The following is a 15591-nucleotide window of genomic DNA, read 5'->3' as shown; positions in this document are numbered from 1 at the left end:
CCGGGCCGCCCACGCGGCGAGGAGCGGCTCAGGGCTCCGGGTGCAGGGCGTCGTAGCGCCAGAACCGGCGCTGGGCCCGCACGACGAGCCACAGCACGACGACGCACGCGATACCGCCCGCGACGGCGGCCCACGCCTCCCCCACCCAGGTGGCCTGCGCGCCGAGGACGAGCTCGCCGAGGCGGGGCCCGCCCGCGACGACGACGATGAACACGCCCTGGAGGCGGCCGCGCATGTCGTCGGGCGTCGCGGTCTGGAGGATCGTCTGACGGAACACCGCGCTCACGGCGTCGGACGCGCCCGCGAGCGCCAGCGCGACGCTCGCCGCGACGACGCCGCCCACGAGGACGGTCGTCGGGGTGGTCGCGCCCGCGCCGAGGAGCACGACGCCGAACAGCACGATCGACAGCCCGTAGGCCGTGATCGCCCACACGATGACGCGGCCCTGCCACCGCACGCGCGACAGGCCGCCGGAGAACACGCCCGCGAGCACCGCCCCGACGGCGAACTCCGCGGTGAGGACGCCCGTCGTCGCCTCTCCGCCCCCGAGGAACACGACCCCGGCGGCGGGCAGGAGCACGCGCGGCGAGGCGAGCACCATCGCGGCGAGGTCGACGAGGAACGTCGTGCGGACGTTGGGCTGGGTCGCGAGGTACCGCAGGCCGTCGACGACGGACCGCCACCCCACGACGCGGCGCCGACGCCCCGCGGGGGCGGCGGCGACCGTGGCCGGGGCGCCGGGCCCGGCGGGCAGCGGCGGGATGTCGGGGAGCCGCCACACCGCCCACAGCGCGGCGGTGAACAGGACGGCGTCGATCGTGTACGCGACCTGGTAGCCCCACAGCGCGACGAGGAACGCACCGCCCAGCGGGCCGACGGTGAGCGCGACGTTCCACGCGATCGTCTGGAGCGCGTTCGCCGCGGGCAGGAGCCGCGGCTCGACGAGGCGCGGGATGATCGCGGAGCGCGCGGGGTTGTTGATCGCGAACGCGGCGGACTGCGCCGCGACGAGCGCGTAGAGCACGCCGACCGAGTCCAGGTGCAGCCACGCCTGGACGGCGATGAGCGCGGTGACCACCCACAGCGCCGTCGAGGCCGCGAGCGCGACCTTGCGGCGGTCGTACGCGTCGACGAGCGCGCCGCCGTAGAGCCCGAGCACCACGAGCGGCACGAGCGCGCAGAGGCCGAGCACGCCGACCGCGAGCGACGAGCCCGTGAGCGCGTACACCTGCAGGCCGACGGCGACGACCGTGAGCTGCGAGCCGAGGTTGGAGATGCCGAGCCCCCACCACAGGCGGCGGAACGGCGGGGAGATGCGCAGCGGGGTCGTGTCGGCGAGAAGACCGTTGACTCGAGCCACGACCGCCGAGCCTACGTCAGCCGGCGGGTGGGCCCGTCCTCGTGGTGCCGGGCTCGTCCGCGTCCGCGAGGGCGCTGTCGCGCGCCTCCGCCTCGCCCCACGCGTCGACGTGGCGGTGCGGAGGTCCGGGCGGCGGCGAGTACCCGGGGTGCGGCCCGGGCGTGAGGTAGGTGCGTGCGAAGAACAGCGAGGCGGCGAGGTCTTCGCGCCGCTCGGCCGCGGTGCGGGCGCGCCGCGTCGAGATCTCGACGACGACGTCCCCCTCCCAGCCGCGGCGCACGAGCTCGGCGAGGACGAGGTCGCACGGCTGGTCGCCGCGCCCGGGGACGAGGTGCTCGTCCGTGATGGACGACGACCCGTCCGCGAGGTGCACGTGCGCGAGGCGGCCGTCGAACACGTCGAGCAGCGCGAGCGCGTCCTGCTGCGCGACGGCGGCGTGCGACAGGTCGAGCGTGACGTGCTCGTAGCCGTGCTCGGACGGGTCCCAGCCGGGCAGGTACGCCTGCATCTCGCGCTTGCGGCTGCGCCACGGGTACATGTTCTCGACCGCGATGGTGACGCCCTCGGTCTCGTCGAGCTCGCCGACGAGGTCCTCGAACTCGCGCGCGTACCGGTACTGCCAGCGGAACGGCGGGTGCACGACGACGGTGCTCGCCCCGACCTCCTGAGCCAGCTCGACGCTGCGCCGCAGCTTGGGGCCCGGCGACCGTCCCCACACGCGCTGGCTCACGAGGAGCGTGGGTGCGTGGATGCTGCGGATCGGTACGTCGTGCTCGGCGGAGAGCCGGCGCAGCGCCGCGGCGTCCTGCGTCGTCTCGTCGGACCACACCATGACCTCGACGCCGTCGTACCCGAGGTCGGCCGCCGCCTCGAAGGCGTACTGGGCCTTGCGCGGGTAGACGCTCGCCGTGGACAGCGTGACGTGGATGCGCGGCTGCTCCCCCGGTGACGGTGGGGCCTCTCGCGGCGTCGTCGCGTCTGACATGCCGGTCACCCTAGACCCGTCCGCTGTGGCCCACACCAGCGGGCGGTCGGCGCCGACGACGCCGCGCCGCGCCGAGGGCTTCCGACCCTCCCCTTTCCGGGCCGGATCGCCTAGGATGCACTGGTCCAGACCACTTGTCTGCCGGAGGAACACCATGGACCGTGCCGTCGTCGTCGCGATCACCGAGGGCCTGCACGCCCGCCCGGCCGCGCTCTTCGTCAAGACCGCCGCCGCCCAGCCCGCGCCCGTGCGCATCGCCAAGCCCGGCGGCGACGCCGTCGAGGCGGCGAGCATCCTCGGGGTCATGACGCTCGGCGTCTCGGCCGGGGACGAGGTCGTGCTGTCGACCGACGCCGACGGCGACGACGCGAGCGCCTCGATCGACGCGCTCGTCGCCTTCCTGGAGCAGACCGAGGTCGCCTGACGCCGTGCCCGGCCCCGTCGCGGGGCCGGGCACGGCGCTCGTCACAGGCCCAGCTCGTCGAGCACGGGGAGCCGGGCGCGCACCGCCGCGCGCGCGGCGTCGGGCGTGGGCTGCTGCAGCGCGAGGAACGCGAGCTCCTCGCACTCCTCCGACGTCGTGGCCGCCAGCACCGCGGCGACGTCCGGGAGCGCGCGCGGCGTCATGGACAACGACGTCACGCCGAGCCCGACGAGCACCGGGGCGAGCACCGGGTCGGCCGCGGCCTCCCCGCACACGCCGAGCGGTCGCCCGTTGAGCGCCGCGCCCGAGCCCGTGGCCCCGACGAGCGCGAGGACCGTCGGCTGCCACGCGGTGGACAGGCGCGCGAGGTCGGAGACCTCGCGGTCGGCCGCCATCGTGTACTGCGTGAGGTCGTTCGTGCCGATGCTCGCGAACGCCGCTCTGGCCAGCACCCAGCGCGCGCCGAGGGCCGCGGCCGGCACCTCGATCATCACGCCCGCCGTCGCGAGGCCGTGGTCCGCGCACAGCGCGACGAACGACTCCGCCTCGTCCGGCGTCGCGATCATCGGCGCCATGACCCACACGTCCGCCGCCTCCGCCTCCGCCGCGCGCGCGAAGGCGGTGAGCTGGCGGTCGAGCACGTCGGGATGGCGGCGCGCGGTCCGCAGGCCGCGCACCCCGAGCGCCGGGTTCGGCTCGGCGTCGGGCGTGACGAACGGGAGCGGCTTGTCGGCGCCCGCGTCGAGCGTGCGCACGACGACCTTGCGGCCCGGGAACGCGGCGAGCACCTCCCGGTAGGCCGCGACCTGCTCGTCGACCGTCGGCTCGACGGTGCGGCCGAGGAAGCAGACCTCGGTGCGGAACAGCCCGACACCCTCCGCGCCCGCCTCGGCGGCGGCGCGCGCGTCCGCGCCGTCTGCGACATTGGCGAGCAGCTCCACGCGCCGGCCGTCCGCCGTCCGGCCGGGGCCGTCGAGGCGCCGCCGGGCGCGGCGCGCGCCCCGGGCCGCGACGACCGCCGCCACGTCGTGCTCCGACGGGTCGCGCTCCACCGTGCCGAGGCCGCCGTCCACGAGCACGGTCTCGCCGTCGCGCAGCGCGAGCGCGCCCTCGACCGCGACGACGGCCGGGATGCCCAGGGCGCGCGCGAGGATCGCGGTGTGCGACGTCGGCCCGCCGCCGCGCGTGACGACGGCGAGCACGCGCTCGGGATCGAGCTGCGCCGTGTCCGCGGGCGCGAGGTCGTCCGCCACGAGCACGAACGGGTGGCCCGGGTCGGGCACGCCCGGCACCGGCAGGCCGAGCAGGGTCGCGACGATCCGGTCGCGCACGTCCCGCACGTCGCGCGCCCGCTCGGCGAGGAGGCCGCCCAGCGCCTCGAGCCGCCCGACGACGACCCCCGCCGCGTCCCACACGGCCCGGGCCGGGGTCGCCCGCTGCGCGCGCACCCGCCCGACGGCGTCGCGCGCCAGGGCGGGGTCGGCCGCCATCGCGGCGGTCACGCCCAGGACCTCCGCCGCGGTGCCCTCGGCCCGCGCCGCGCGGGCGGTGAGGTCCTCCTGGACCGTCGTCACCGCCGCGAGGACCTGCGTCACCGCGAGGTCGACGTCGGCGTCCGACGCGGCGGCGGGCAGCGGCGCCGGGTCCGGCTCCGCGACCGAGCCGGGCATCCGGGCCACCGGTCCTGCCCCCCGCCCGGGGCTGACCGGCACGCCGGTCAGCCCCGGGTCGACGGCCCGCGCCGGGGCGCGCGTCGCGTGGTCGGCGAGCGTCACGCCGTGCCCCCGCCGCCGGACGCACCCGTCCGGCTCGGGGCGCCCGCCTCCGCGGCGTCGGCGTCGCGTCGCACCGGCGAGACCTCCGCCGCCGAGGCGTCGGGCCGCGCGTCCTCGGTGGTGTCGACGGCGCCGGTCGCCTGGACGGCACCCTCCGCGTCGTCGTCCTCACGACCCGGCGTCCGCAGGTTCCAGCGGGTGATGACGAAGCGGAAGAGGACGTAGTAGAGCACCGCGTACCCGAGCCCGATGGGGATGAGGAGCAGCGGCATCTCGGCGATGCGGAAGTTCAGCAGGTAGTCGATCGCGCCGGCGGAGAAGCCGAACCCGTCGCGGATGCCGAGCGCGTTGACGAGCGCCATCGACGTGCCGGTGAGCACCGCGTGGATGACGTACAGCGGGTAGGCGACGAACACGAACGCGAACTCGAGCGGCTCGGTGACGCCCGTGACGAACGAGACGAGCGCGGCCGAGCCCATGATGCCCGCGACGACCTTGCGCTGCGCCGGCTTGGCGGTGTGGACGATCGCGAGCGCGGCGGCCGGGAGCGCGAACATCATGATGGGGAAGAACCCGGTGAGGAAGGTGCCCGCGGTGGGGTCGCCCGCGAGGAAGCGGAAGATGTCGCCCTGCGCGACCGTGCCGTCGGCGGCGGTGTACTCGCCGAACTGGAACCACGGCAGCGAGTTGAGCAGGTGGTGCAGGCCGATCGGCACGAGGAGGCGGTTGAGCGTGCCGAAGACGAACGCGCCGAGGATGGTCGAGCCCGTGACGAACCCGCCGATCTGCTCGTTGATGAGCCAGTCGAAGGCGGGGTAGATCAGCGCGGCCACCACGGCGATGAGCACCGAGACGCCCGCCGTGACGATCGGCACGAACCGTCGCCCGCCGAAGAACGCGAGGTACGGCGGCAGCTTGATCCGGTAGTACTTCTGGTACAGCAGCGCGGCCGTCAGGCCGATGACGATGCCCCCGAGCACGCCGTAGTTGATGAGCGCCTGCGTCTCGCCCTCCGCCGCCTCGCCGAGCACGTAGGGCGAGAGCGAGTCGGTGACGCCGGAGAACACGAGGTAGCCGATGAGGGCCGCGAGACCCGTCGTCCCGTCGGCCTTCTTGGCGTACCCGACCGCGACGCCGAGGGCGAAGATGATCGGCAGGTTGCTGAAGAGCGCGTTCCCCGCGGCGCCGAGGACGTCGGCGACGGGCTGCATCCACGCGAAGGTCCCGGCGGCGCCCTGAGCTCCGAGCATGTCCGGCTGACCGAGACGCATCAGCAGCGCGGCGGCGGGCAGCGACGCGATGGGCAGCATGAGCGAGCGCCCGACGCGCTGGAGCTGCGCGAAGCCGGGCACCCCCCTCTTGGTCCTCGTCGGTTCGGCGACGGTCGTCATGTCCTTCTCCTCCTGGGCAGGCCTGGGGCGCAGGCGAGGTGCGTCGAGCGGCGGCTGTGGCGCGACGTCGTGCGGCGTCGTTGCCGGTCCCGAGGCGCGACGAGAAGACCTGGGGTCGTCGTGCCCGGGCTGTCGGTCCAGGTTGTCTGGACCACTTGCAGGAAGAGTGGTCTAGACCTCATGATGTGTCAACCCCCGAGGGTGACCCGGGACACACGGCGGGCCCCGCGGGGCGCGTCGTCGCAGGTCGCACGACGGCCGGGCGACGACAATGCAGCCGTGGAGAACGCGGCACCGGAGCAGGGCGGTCGGGGACGACCGGGACCAGGGACGGCACGAGGACGAGGACGCGGCACGACGATGAGCAGGTCACGATCGCAGGCGAGCGAGCACAAGTACCTCACGGTGCGCGCCTACCTCGCCGACCTCGTGGCGAGCGAGCTCTCCGTCGGCGACGCCGTGCCGTCCGAGCGCAGCCTCACCGAGAAGTTCGGCGTCTCGCGCATGACCGTGCGCCAGGCCGTCGACGCGCTCGTCACGGAGGGCGTGCTGGAGCGCGCGCAGGGGCGGGGCACCTTCGTCGCGCCGCCGCGCGCCGACTTCGAGATGCGCCTCACGACGTTCGGCGAGGAGGCACGACGGCGCGGCATGGAGCCGGGCACCGAGGTGCTGGAGGTCGGGACCGTCCCCGCGCCCGCCTCCGTCGCCGAGTCGCTCGGCCGCGCGACCGGCGACCCGATGCACCACGTCGTGCGCCTGCGCACCGCGGACGGGTCGCCCATGAGCGTCGAGGAGGCCTGGATCCCCGTGGACCTCGCCCCCGACCTGCTCGACGACGGCGTGCCCGAGAGCCTGTACGGCGCCCTGCGCGAGCGCGGCCTCGCGCCGACGTGGGGCGAGGACACGATCACCGCGTCCGACGCCACCGTCCAGGAGCAGAAGCTCCTCGGGCTCCGCGCCTCGCGGGCCGTCATGCGCACCGTGCGGCGCACGTTCGCGGGCGACTCGCCCCTCATGTACTCCCGCTCCAGCTACCGCGGCGACCGGTACAGCGTCTTCGTCCCGCTCCGCGAGGCGCGCCCGACGCTCGTGCCGCGCAGCACCACAGCCGACGACACCACCGCGGAAGGGGGCGCCGTCACCGACGACGCGCCGACCGACCAGCTCGCCCCCGTGCCGGTGCCGGCACGGGCGACCGAAGGGAACGACCGATGACACAGTCCGACGCGGAACGCGCCGCGACGATCCTCGCCGGCCTCGGCGGGGTGGGGAACATCGAGGAGATCGACCCGTGCACCACGCGGCTCCGGTCGCTCGTCAAGGACCCCGCGCTCGTCGACGCCGCGCTCCTGCGCCGCGCCGGCGCGTTCGGCGTCATGGTGAACGGGCGGGTCGTGCAGGTGGTGGTCGGCCCGCAGGTCGACACCATCGCGTCGGACCTCGCCGACCTCATGTGAGGAACCCGGCCCGGGCGCGACCCGGGCCACCGCCCTTCCCCGCGCACCCCGCGCAACCCGACCGGCACGGCTGCCGGCCGGGCCCCCCGACCCGGCCCCGGCCGGACCCCGACCACGAGGAGCACCCGTGAGCAAGGCAGAGCAGATCCTCCGAGGCCTCGGCGGCGACGCGAACGTCCTCGACCTGGAGGCGTGCATCACGCGCCTGCGCGTCGAGGTCGAGGACCCGGCGCTCGTCGACGACGCCACGCTGACCGCGGCCGGGGCGATCGCCGTCGTGCGGTCGGGCGCCGCGATCCAGGTCATCGTCGGCCCCGAGGCGGACAACATCGCCTCCGACATCGAGGACCTCCGCTGATGGCGGCGCCGCTCACGGTGCTCGTCCCCGTCACGGGCACGGTCGTGGACGTCGGCGACGTCGACGACCCCGTCTTCTCCGCCGGGCTCGTCGGTCCCGGGCTCGCGGTCGAGCCCGACGACGCGCAGGGCGGCGAGGCCGTCGCACCCATCACGGGCACGGTCGTCAAGCTGCACCCGCACGCGTTCGTCGTCCAGCACGACGACGGCCGCGCGGTCCTCGTCCACCTCGGCATCAACACCGTCCAGCTCGGCGGCGAGGGCTTCACGACGCACGTCGCGCAGGGCGACCACGTCCAGCGCGGCACGGTGCTCGTCACGTGGGACCCGAAGGCCGTGCGCGCCGGCGGCCGGTCGGCCGTGTGCCCCGTCGTCGCGCTCGAGGCGGCGCCCGACGACGTGACCTCGCTCGCCGAGGTCGGGGCGTGGGCCGCCCACGGCGAGGAGCTGCTCACCTGGGGCTGATGCGTCGGGCCCCCGATCGGCCGGGAGGGCCGCGGCGAGCGATTGTGCGGACCCCTTCCATATGCGAGGCTTCGATACTGACGCCACGTCCACAGGGGGCGAGCACGGCGTCAGGATGCTCGCGCATCACACCCGATGAAGGGGGAACGATGAAGTTCAAGAAGCTCGTCGCCGTCGTCGCCGCCGCTGCGGCGCTGGCCCTCGCCACGCCGACCGTCGCGAACGCGGCGGAGACGCGGACGTACACCAACACGTTCGGCAGCTGCCGGGTCCTCGTGATCTCCTACGCCAACGCCGGCGGGGCGAAGACGACGGCCACCTACCGGCTCCTGGGCGGGCAGTCCAAGACCTTCAGCACCGCGGGCCACATCCTCGGCCACTCCTGGACCGCCTGCTGACGATCATGCGTCACCGGGGTCGGGCTCCGTCGGAGCCCGACCCCGCGCACGTCCACCGACGGCCCCGGTGCGGACCGTGGTCTAGCCGCGCAGCGGGAGCGTGAGGGACGGGACGTCCCCCGGCTCGCCGCGGTCGACCACGCGGACCGGCACGCCCCAGTCCTGCTGCGCGAGGTGGCACGCGGGGAACACGTCCGGGTCGGGCTCGCCGTCCGGGCCGAGGGGGACGACGTCGCACGACGCCGCCCGGGCCGTCACGTGCAGCACGCCCTCCCCGACCGCGGGGTTGATGACCAGGTCGCGGCCGAGCTCGACGCCGACGCCCTCCCCGGACAGCAGGAGCTCGGGCGGCGTCGCGCTCACGCGCAGCTCCGTCGACGGGCCGAACCGGTCGTCGAGCTTCTGCCCCGGCGCCGGGACGAACGGCACGTCGAGCCACAGCGGCCCGGCCCCGATGTCGGTGACGGGGCGCTGCGTGCGGTGCGCGCCGCCGTCGAGCACCTCGCCCGCGAGCGACGCCGGGAGCGCGACGCGCGTCAGGCGGTGCGCCGCGGACTCCACGACGAGCAGGTGGACCTGCGGCTCGCCGTCCGGCCCCTCGCCCACCTGCACGACGACGCCGCTCGGCTCCGCGAGGCCCGTCGCCAGGGTCGTGACCTCGCCCGCGAGCCGCGTCCCTTCCGCGTCGTCCCCGACGCTCCCGGCGTCACCGGCCGCGGGCGCGAACCGGCGCAGCGCGCCGTCGTAGGTGTCGGCGACGACGACGCTCCCGTCGGGCAGCGTCGCGACCCCGAGCGGGTGCTGCATCAGCGCCTGCTCGGCCGGGCCGTCGCGGTGGCCGAAGTCGAACAGCCCCTGCCCGACGGCGGTCCGCACCTCGACATCTCCACCGGTGACCGCGGTCACGCGGCGCAGCGCCGAGGTCTCGGCGTCGGCGACCCAGACGGCGCCGTCGGGTGCGACGGCCAGCCCGGACGGCTGGGCGAACCAGGCCGACGCTCCCGGCCCGTCCTCCAGACCCTCGTTCATGGTCCCGGCGAGGTGCGTCATCGAGCCCTGCTCGCCGTCGAACGCCCACAGCGTGTGGTTCCCGGCCATCGCGACGACGAACGCCGCGAGGTCCTGCGACCAGGCCACGTCCCACGGCGACGAGAGGCGCACGTCGAGCGGCGCGTACTGCCCGCCCGCCTCGGCAGGACCGTGGCCCGTGACGTCGGCGCCCCGTCCCTCCCGCAGCACGACGTTCTCGACCCCGCCGACCATGAACTGCTCGCCCGTCCCCGCGACGGTGGTCACGTGGCCGTCCTCGAGGCGGACCCCGCGCAGGACGTGGTTGGCCGTGTCCGCGACGACGACGTCGTACCCGAGCCACGGCCGGAGCTCGGCCGGGACCAGGCACAGCCCGTTCGGCTCGGCGAACCGCGCGTCCTCGGGGCCGCCGTCGGCGAGCCCGCGCTCGCCGGACCCGATGCGCCGGACGAGGGCCTCGCCGTCGGGCAGGAGCTCGGCGAGCGCGTGGTGCCCGGCGTCCGCGACGAGGATGTTGCCACCGGGCAGCTCGATCGCCTTCGCGGGGAAGCGCAGCGTGCCCGACGACGGCTCGGGCGCCACGTACGGGCCGTCGCCCCGGTGCAGCGTGCCCTTCGCGTCGTGCTCCGCGACGAGCTCCTCGACGAGCGCGGCGATCGCGGACGCGTGCCCCTCCCCCGCCATCTGCGCGACGACGTAGCCCTCGGGGTCGACGACCACGAGCGTCGGCCAGGCGCGCGCCGCGTACGCGGACCAGGTGACGAGCTCCGGGTCGTCGAGCACGGGATGGTGGACCTCGTACCGCTCGACCGCGGCCGCGAGCGCCGCCGGGTCCGCCTCGTGCTCGAACTTCGGCGAGTGCACGCCGACGACGACCAGCACGTCTCGGTGCCGCTCCTCGAGCTCGCGCAGCTCGTCGAGGACGTGCAGGCAGTTGACGCAGCAGAAGGTCCAGAAGTCGACCAGGACGATCTTGCCGCGCAGGTCGGCGAGGGTCAGGTCGCGGCCGCCGGTGTTGAGCCAGCCGCGCCCGACGAGCTCGGACGCGCGGACACGGGGAAGTCGCTCGGTGGTCACGCGGCCATTCTCGCGCGCCGGCGCGCTGTGGACCGACGACGCCTCAGGGGCGGCGCAGGTCTCGGCGCAGCGCGTGGAGCTCCCGCGTCGCGCCGAGGCCGACCACGGCGACCAGGTCGCCCCCGACACGCAGCTCGGTGAGCAGCCCGCCGCCGTCGAGCGTGCGGTGCTCCGGGGTCGCGCCGGGCACGGCGACGCCGAACCCGGCGACCTGGGCGCCGTGCAGCACGAGGGAGAAACCGGCGTCGGGCACGTACGGGCCGGGGTCCGGGCCGCCGACGAGACGGCGCAGGACGGCGCGCGCCGCGAGGGCGCCCTGCGCGACGGCGGCGTCCCAGTGGTCGGTCCGGAACCGTCGTCCGTGCCGGTCCCGGTGGACGGCGACCGCCCCGGCGGCGAACAGGCCGGGCGCGGCGGGGACGGCGAGGCGGTCGTCGACGTCGACGCCGCCGCCGGTGCCGGGTGCGGCGGGCGCGGTGCCGTGCGCGACGACCGCGAGGTCGGACTCCAGGACCGTCCCGCCCACGAGGCGCACGGTGACGCCGCCCGGGCGCTCGGTCACCGCCTCGACCCGGCGGCCGAGGTGGGCGTCGAGGTGCTCCTCGTGACGCAGGGCGACGGCGCGTGCGACCGCGGTCCCGAGCGCCCCCGCGAGCGGGAGCCGCGAGCGGGCGACGAGGTGGACGGTCGCGCCGACCTCGGCGAGCCAGGCGGCGGTCTCGGAACCGACGAACCCGGCGCCGAGCACGGTGACCGTGCGCCGCGCGGGATCGGGGCCGAGCAGGGCACGCAGCCGCTCGGCGTCCCGCGCGGTGTGCAGGTGCACCACGCGGGGCTCCCCGCCGTCGGCGCCCGCGAGCGCCGGGACGCGGTCCACGGCCGGCCCGGGGCGAGGCACCGCGCCGGTCGCGAGGACGACGGCGGCGGCGGTGAGCTCGCGCCCGTCCGCGAGGACGACGGCCCGCCGCTGGGGGTCCAGGCCGATCACGTGCGCCCGTACGAGCTCGACGTCGAGCGGCACCGGCAGGGCGGCCTGCTCCGCGGTGAGCAGGCCTTGGAGGATCGCCTTGTCGACGAGGGTGCGCAGGTAGGGCTCCCCCTCCTCGCCGTGCACGAGGACGACGCGACCGTCGAACCCCTCGCCGCGCAGCGTCGTCACGGCGGCGTGCCCGGCGGCTCCGCCGCCGACCACCACCACGTCCGGCCTGTCCACGTCGCCCATCTCACCTCCTTGACCTAGATACCCCCCGTGGGTATATTCGCCATCCTAGCTATACCCCATGGGGGTATCAGCACGGAGGAGGAACGTCGTGAGCATCGTCGAGATCGAGTACCAGGTGACCGGCATGACGTGCGGCCACTGCGAGATGTCGGTCCGCGAGGAGGTCGGGCAGGTGCCCGGCGTCACCGCGATCGACGTGAGCGCGACCACCGGTCGGCTGGTCGTCACGGCCGACCAGCCCCTCGACGACGCCGCGGTCCTCGCCGCCGTCGACGAGGCCGGCTACACGGCGGAGCGGACGCGATGAGAGCCCCCGCCCGGATCGCGCTCTACGTCGCCGGGCTCGGGGTCGTGTTCGTGGCCTCGGCCGCGGTCGCGGGCGCCGTCGTCCCCGAGGGCGCGCTGGCGGAGCCGCCCGCCGCGCACGCGCCGGAGCAGCACGCCGCCACGAGCGACGACCCCCCGCAGGAGACCACGAGAGGAGCGGAGATGGTCGGCGGACTGTCCCTGGAGCAGGGCGGCTACACGCTCGGCGAGATCGAGGCGCCGCAGTCGCCGGGCACGCCCGGCGAGCTCGCCTTCACCCTGACCGATCCGACGGGCGCGCCGGTGACCGACTTCGCCGTCGCGCACGAGCAGCGCCTGCACCTCGTCGTCGTGCGCTCCGACGGGGCGCACTACCGCCACGCCCACCCCGAGCTGGACGACGCCGGCCGCTGGTCGGTGCCCTGGACGTGGGACGCCGCGGGCACCTACCGCGTGTACGCCGACGCCGTCCCCACCGGCGGCGACCCGATCACCCTGAGCCGCACCGTCGAGGTCGCGGGCGACGTCGTGCCCGGCCGGGCGGGAGCCCCCACGACCACGGCGTCCGTCGACGGGTACGACGTCACGCTCGACGGGAGCCTCCAGGTCGGCACGGCCTCGCGCCTGACGCTCGAGGTCACGCGGGACGGCGAGCCGGTCACGACGCTCGAGCCGTACCTCGGCGCGTTCGGCCACCTCGTCGCGCTCCGCGACGGCGACCTCGCCTACCTGCACGCCCACCCGGAGGGCGCCGAGGCCGCGCCGGGCGAGGTGTCCGGCCCGACCGTCGCGTTCGCCGTCGAGGCACCCACCGCGGGCCGGTACCTCCTGTACCTCGACTTCCAGGTCGAGGGCCAGGTCCGCACCGCGGCCTTCACCGTCGAGGCCACCGGCGCCCCGTCGACCCCGGACGAGGCCCCGGCCGACGCCCCGGCCGACGACGACCCCGCCGCGCACGACGACCACTGACCACCCTGCACCGGGCAGCCCGCTGCCCGGCCGGAAGGAGAACCTCATGACGGCATCGGCCGCCCCGTCGCCGGGGACGTTCGTCGAGCTCGAGATCGGGGGGATGACCTGCGCCTCGTGCGCCATGCGGATCGAGAAGAAGCTCAACCGGCTCGACGGCGTCACCGCGACCGTGAACTACGCGACCGAGAAGGCGAGGGTCACCGTCCCGGACGGCGTCGACGCGGCCACGCTCATCGCGGAGGTCGAGAAGACGGGTTACACGGCGCAGGTCCCGCGCGCCGAGGCCCCCACCGCCGAGGAGGACGCGGGCGCGGACGCGGACGACCCGGAGCTCACCGCGCTGCGGCACCGGCTGATCGGCGCCGTCGTGCTGTCGGTCCCGGTCATCGCGATGGCGATGGTCCCCGCGCTCCAGTTCACGTACTGGCAGTGGGCGAGCCTCGTGCTCACCGCGCCCGTCGTGGTGTGGGCGGCGTGGCCGTTCCACCGCGCCGCGTGGACCAACCTGCGCCACGGCGCGGCCACCATGGACACCCTGATCTCCGTCGGGACCAGCGCCGCGTTCCTCTGGTCGCTGTACGCGCTCTTCCTCGGCACGGCCGGGGAGCCGGGCATGACGCACCCGTTCACGCTCTCGGTCGCCCGGACCGACGGCGCGGCGAACATCTACCTCGAGGTCGCCGCGGGCGTCACGACGTTCATCCTCGCGGGCCGCTACTTCGAGAAGCGGTCCAAGCGGCAGGCGGGCGCCGCGCTGCGCGCCCTGCTCGAGCTCGGCGCGAAGGACGTCGCGGTGCTGCGCGACGGGACGGAGACCCGCATCCCGATCACCGACCTCGCCGTAGGCGACGAGTTCGTCGTGCGCCCGGGCGAGAAGATCGCGACGGACGGGACGGTCGTGGCCGGCACGTCCGCCGTCGACGCCTCGATGCTCACGGGCGAGTCCGTGCCCGTCGAGGTCGGGGAGGGCGACGCCGTCACCGGGGCGACCGTCAACGCCGGCGGGCGGCTCGTCGTCCGCGCGACGCGCGTCGGCGGCGACACCCAGCTCGCGCAGATGGCGCGCCTCGTCGAGGACGCGCAGTCCGGCAAGGCGCAGGTCCAGCGCCTCGCCGACCGGGTCTCCGCGATCTTCGTCCCCATCGCCATCGCGATCGCCGTCGGCGCGCTGGGCGCGTGGCTCGGGGCGGGCGCCCCGGCCTCGGCGGCGTTCACCGCCGCCGTCGCGGTCCTCATCATCGCGTGCCCGTGCGCCCTGGGCCTCGCGACCCCGACGGCGCTGCTCGTCGGGACGGGACGCGGCGCGCAGATGGGCGTCCTCATCAAGGGGCCGGAGGTCCTGGAGTCGACGCGCTCCGTGGACACCGTCGTGCTCGACAAGACGGGCACCGTGACGACGGGCGTCATGACGCTCACCGAGGTCGTCACCGGGACGGGCACCGACCGCGCGGAGCTCCTGCGCCTCGCGGGCGCGCTCGAGGACGCCTCCGAGCACCCCGTCGCCCGGGCGATCGCCCGCGGCGCGGTCCAGGAGGTCGGCCCGCTGCCCGTGCCCACGGAGTTCACCAACGTCGAGGGCAAGGGCGTGCAGGGCGTCGTGGACGGGCACGCCGTGCTCGTCGGCCGCGAGTCGCTCCTCGCCGAGTGGGCGCAGCACCTCCCGCGCGAGCTCGCCGACGCCAAGGCGCGCGCCGAGGAGCAGGGCGGCACGGCCGTCGTCGTCGGCTGGGACGGGCGGGCCCGCGGCATCCTCGTGGTGGCCGACGCGGTCAAGCCCACGAGCGCCGAGGCGATCCGCCAGCTCCGCGCGCTCGGCCTCACCCCGGTGCTCCTCACCGGGGACAACGCGACCGTCGCCCGACGGATCGCGGCCGAGGTCGGCATCGACGAGGTCATCGCGGAGGTCATGCCGCGCGACAAGGTCGACGTCGTCAGCCGGCTCCAGGGCGAGGGCAAGGTCGTCGCGATGGTCGGCGACGGCGTGAACGACGCCGCCGCGCTCGCCCAGGCGGACCTGGGCCTCGCCATGGGGACGGGCACGGACGTCGCGATCGAGGCCGCCGACATCACGCTCGTGCGGGGCGACCTCCGCTCCGCGGCCGACGCGATCCGGCTCGCGCGTCGGACGCTCGGGACGATCAAGGTGAACCTCTTCTGGGCCTTCGCCTACAACGTCGCCGCGATCCCGCTCGCCGCGCTCGGCCTGCTCAACCCCATGCTCGCCGGTGCCGCGATGGCGTTCTCGAGCGTCTTCGTGGTGGGCAACAGCCTGCGGCTGCGCTCGTTCTCCAGCCGCGCGACCGGCACGCACCCCGGCACGCCCGCCCCGACCGCCCCGACGGCCCGGCTCGCCGGCGTCTGACCCCGACCCCG

At 75.5% G+C, this 15591-nt stretch carries 15 protein-coding genes; 9 read left to right on the top strand and 6 right to left on the bottom strand.

Annotated features, from left to right (window positions below; translation table 11 throughout):
• Positions 1-28 precede the first annotated feature (28 nt).
• On the bottom strand, positions 29-1360 hold the full coding sequence (locus tag MT994_RS11640; protein WP_354806373.1) for an MFS transporter: 1332 nt from the start codon (positions 1358-1360) through the stop codon (positions 29-31).
• 16 nt (positions 1361-1376) lie between these two features.
• The gene (locus tag MT994_RS11635; RefSeq protein ID WP_194521790.1) at positions 1377-2345 is read right to left on the bottom strand and encodes a sugar phosphate isomerase/epimerase family protein; all 969 of its coding nucleotides are present in this window, start codon (positions 2343-2345) and stop codon (positions 1377-1379) included.
• 154 nt (positions 2346-2499) lie between these two features.
• Between MT994_RS11635 and MT994_RS11630 the strand changes: the two genes are divergently transcribed.
• Positions 2500-2769: an HPr family phosphocarrier protein gene (locus tag MT994_RS11630; RefSeq protein WP_034650738.1), complete on the top strand. Its 270-nt coding sequence runs from the start codon at positions 2500-2502 to the stop codon at positions 2767-2769.
• Between the two features lie 41 nt (positions 2770-2810).
• Here the strand turns inward: MT994_RS11630 and ptsP are convergent, their stop codons facing one another.
• Together ptsP and MT994_RS11620 are read right to left on the bottom strand one after the other, a co-directional pair.
• Positions 2811-4544 carry a phosphoenolpyruvate--protein phosphotransferase gene (ptsP, locus tag MT994_RS11625; RefSeq protein ID WP_354806371.1) on the bottom strand — a complete coding sequence of 578 codons (1734 nt, stop codon included), beginning with the start codon at positions 4542-4544 and terminating at the stop codon, positions 2811-2813.
• Complete coding sequence (locus tag MT994_RS11620) at positions 4541-5935, bottom strand: PTS transporter subunit EIIC (RefSeq protein WP_354806370.1); 1395 nt, start codon at positions 5933-5935, stop codon at positions 4541-4543. The genes ptsP and MT994_RS11620 overlap by 4 nt, the downstream gene beginning before the upstream one ends.
• Positions 5936-6295: 360 nt before the next feature.
• Between MT994_RS11620 and MT994_RS11615 the strand changes: the two genes are divergently transcribed.
• The 5 genes from MT994_RS11615 (at position 6296) to MT994_RS11595 (ending at position 8612) form a co-directional block, all read left to right on the top strand.
• Positions 6296-7150 carry a GntR family transcriptional regulator gene (locus MT994_RS11615; RefSeq protein ID WP_021482556.1) on the top strand — a complete coding sequence of 285 codons (855 nt, stop codon included), beginning with the start codon at positions 6296-6298 and terminating at the stop codon, positions 7148-7150.
• The gene (locus MT994_RS11610; protein ID WP_021482555.1) at positions 7147-7392 is read left to right on the top strand and encodes a glucose PTS transporter subunit EIIB; all 246 of its coding nucleotides are present in this window, start codon (positions 7147-7149) and stop codon (positions 7390-7392) included. Before MT994_RS11615 ends, MT994_RS11610 begins: the two co-directional genes overlap by 4 nt.
• Before the next feature lie 127 nt (positions 7393-7519).
• Positions 7520-7750, top strand: a complete 231-nt coding sequence (locus MT994_RS11605) for a PTS glucose/sucrose transporter subunit IIB (RefSeq protein WP_061267010.1) — start codon at positions 7520-7522, stop codon at positions 7748-7750.
• Entirely contained in the window at positions 7750-8214 is a 465-nt protein-coding gene (locus tag MT994_RS11600) for a PTS glucose transporter subunit IIA (protein WP_061267011.1), read from the top strand. The genes MT994_RS11605 and MT994_RS11600 overlap by 1 nt, the downstream gene beginning before the upstream one ends.
• 149 nt (positions 8215-8363) lie before the next feature.
• On the top strand, positions 8364-8612 hold the full coding sequence (locus MT994_RS11595; protein ID WP_021482232.1) for a hypothetical protein: 249 nt from the start codon (positions 8364-8366) through the stop codon (positions 8610-8612).
• Between the two features lie 81 nt (positions 8613-8693).
• On the opposite strand, the gene MT994_RS11590 is transcribed toward MT994_RS11595, so the two are convergent.
• On the bottom strand, positions 8694-10718 hold the full coding sequence (locus MT994_RS11590) for an NHL domain-containing thioredoxin family protein (RefSeq protein WP_354806368.1): 2025 nt from the start codon (positions 10716-10718) through the stop codon (positions 8694-8696).
• 43 nt (positions 10719-10761) lie between these two features.
• Entirely contained in the window at positions 10762-11940 is a 1179-nt protein-coding gene (locus MT994_RS11585) for an FAD-dependent oxidoreductase (RefSeq protein ID WP_354806366.1), read from the bottom strand.
• A 94-nt stretch (positions 11941-12034) separates the two neighbouring features.
• On the opposite strand from MT994_RS11585, the gene MT994_RS11580 reads away from it, so the two are divergent.
• Genes MT994_RS11580 through MT994_RS11570 form a run of 3 tightly spaced genes read left to right on the top strand, consistent with a single transcriptional unit; the run spans position 12035 to position 15580 of the window.
• Positions 12035-12247 (top strand): heavy-metal-associated domain-containing protein, encoded by a 213-nt coding sequence (locus MT994_RS11580; RefSeq protein ID WP_085951370.1) that lies wholly within the window; start codon positions 12035-12037, stop codon positions 12245-12247.
• Positions 12244-13215, top strand: a complete 972-nt coding sequence (locus tag MT994_RS11575) for a heavy-metal-associated domain-containing protein (RefSeq protein WP_354806365.1) — start codon at positions 12244-12246, stop codon at positions 13213-13215. The genes MT994_RS11580 and MT994_RS11575 overlap by 4 nt, the downstream gene beginning before the upstream one ends.
• A gap of 46 nt (positions 13216-13261) precedes the next feature.
• Positions 13262-15580, top strand: a complete 2319-nt coding sequence (locus MT994_RS11570; protein ID WP_354806364.1) for a heavy metal translocating P-type ATPase — start codon at positions 13262-13264, stop codon at positions 15578-15580.
• Positions 15581-15591: the final 11 nt, after the last annotated feature.

Origin of the sequence: Cellulosimicrobium sp. MI9406 (assembly GCF_040595865.1) — a bacterium.
GTDB lineage: Bacteria > Actinomycetota > Actinomycetes > Actinomycetales > Cellulomonadaceae > Cellulosimicrobium > Cellulosimicrobium funkei.
The sequence above is the reverse complement of the archived record's forward strand: the minus strand, read 5'-3'. Positions and strand labels throughout refer to the sequence as shown.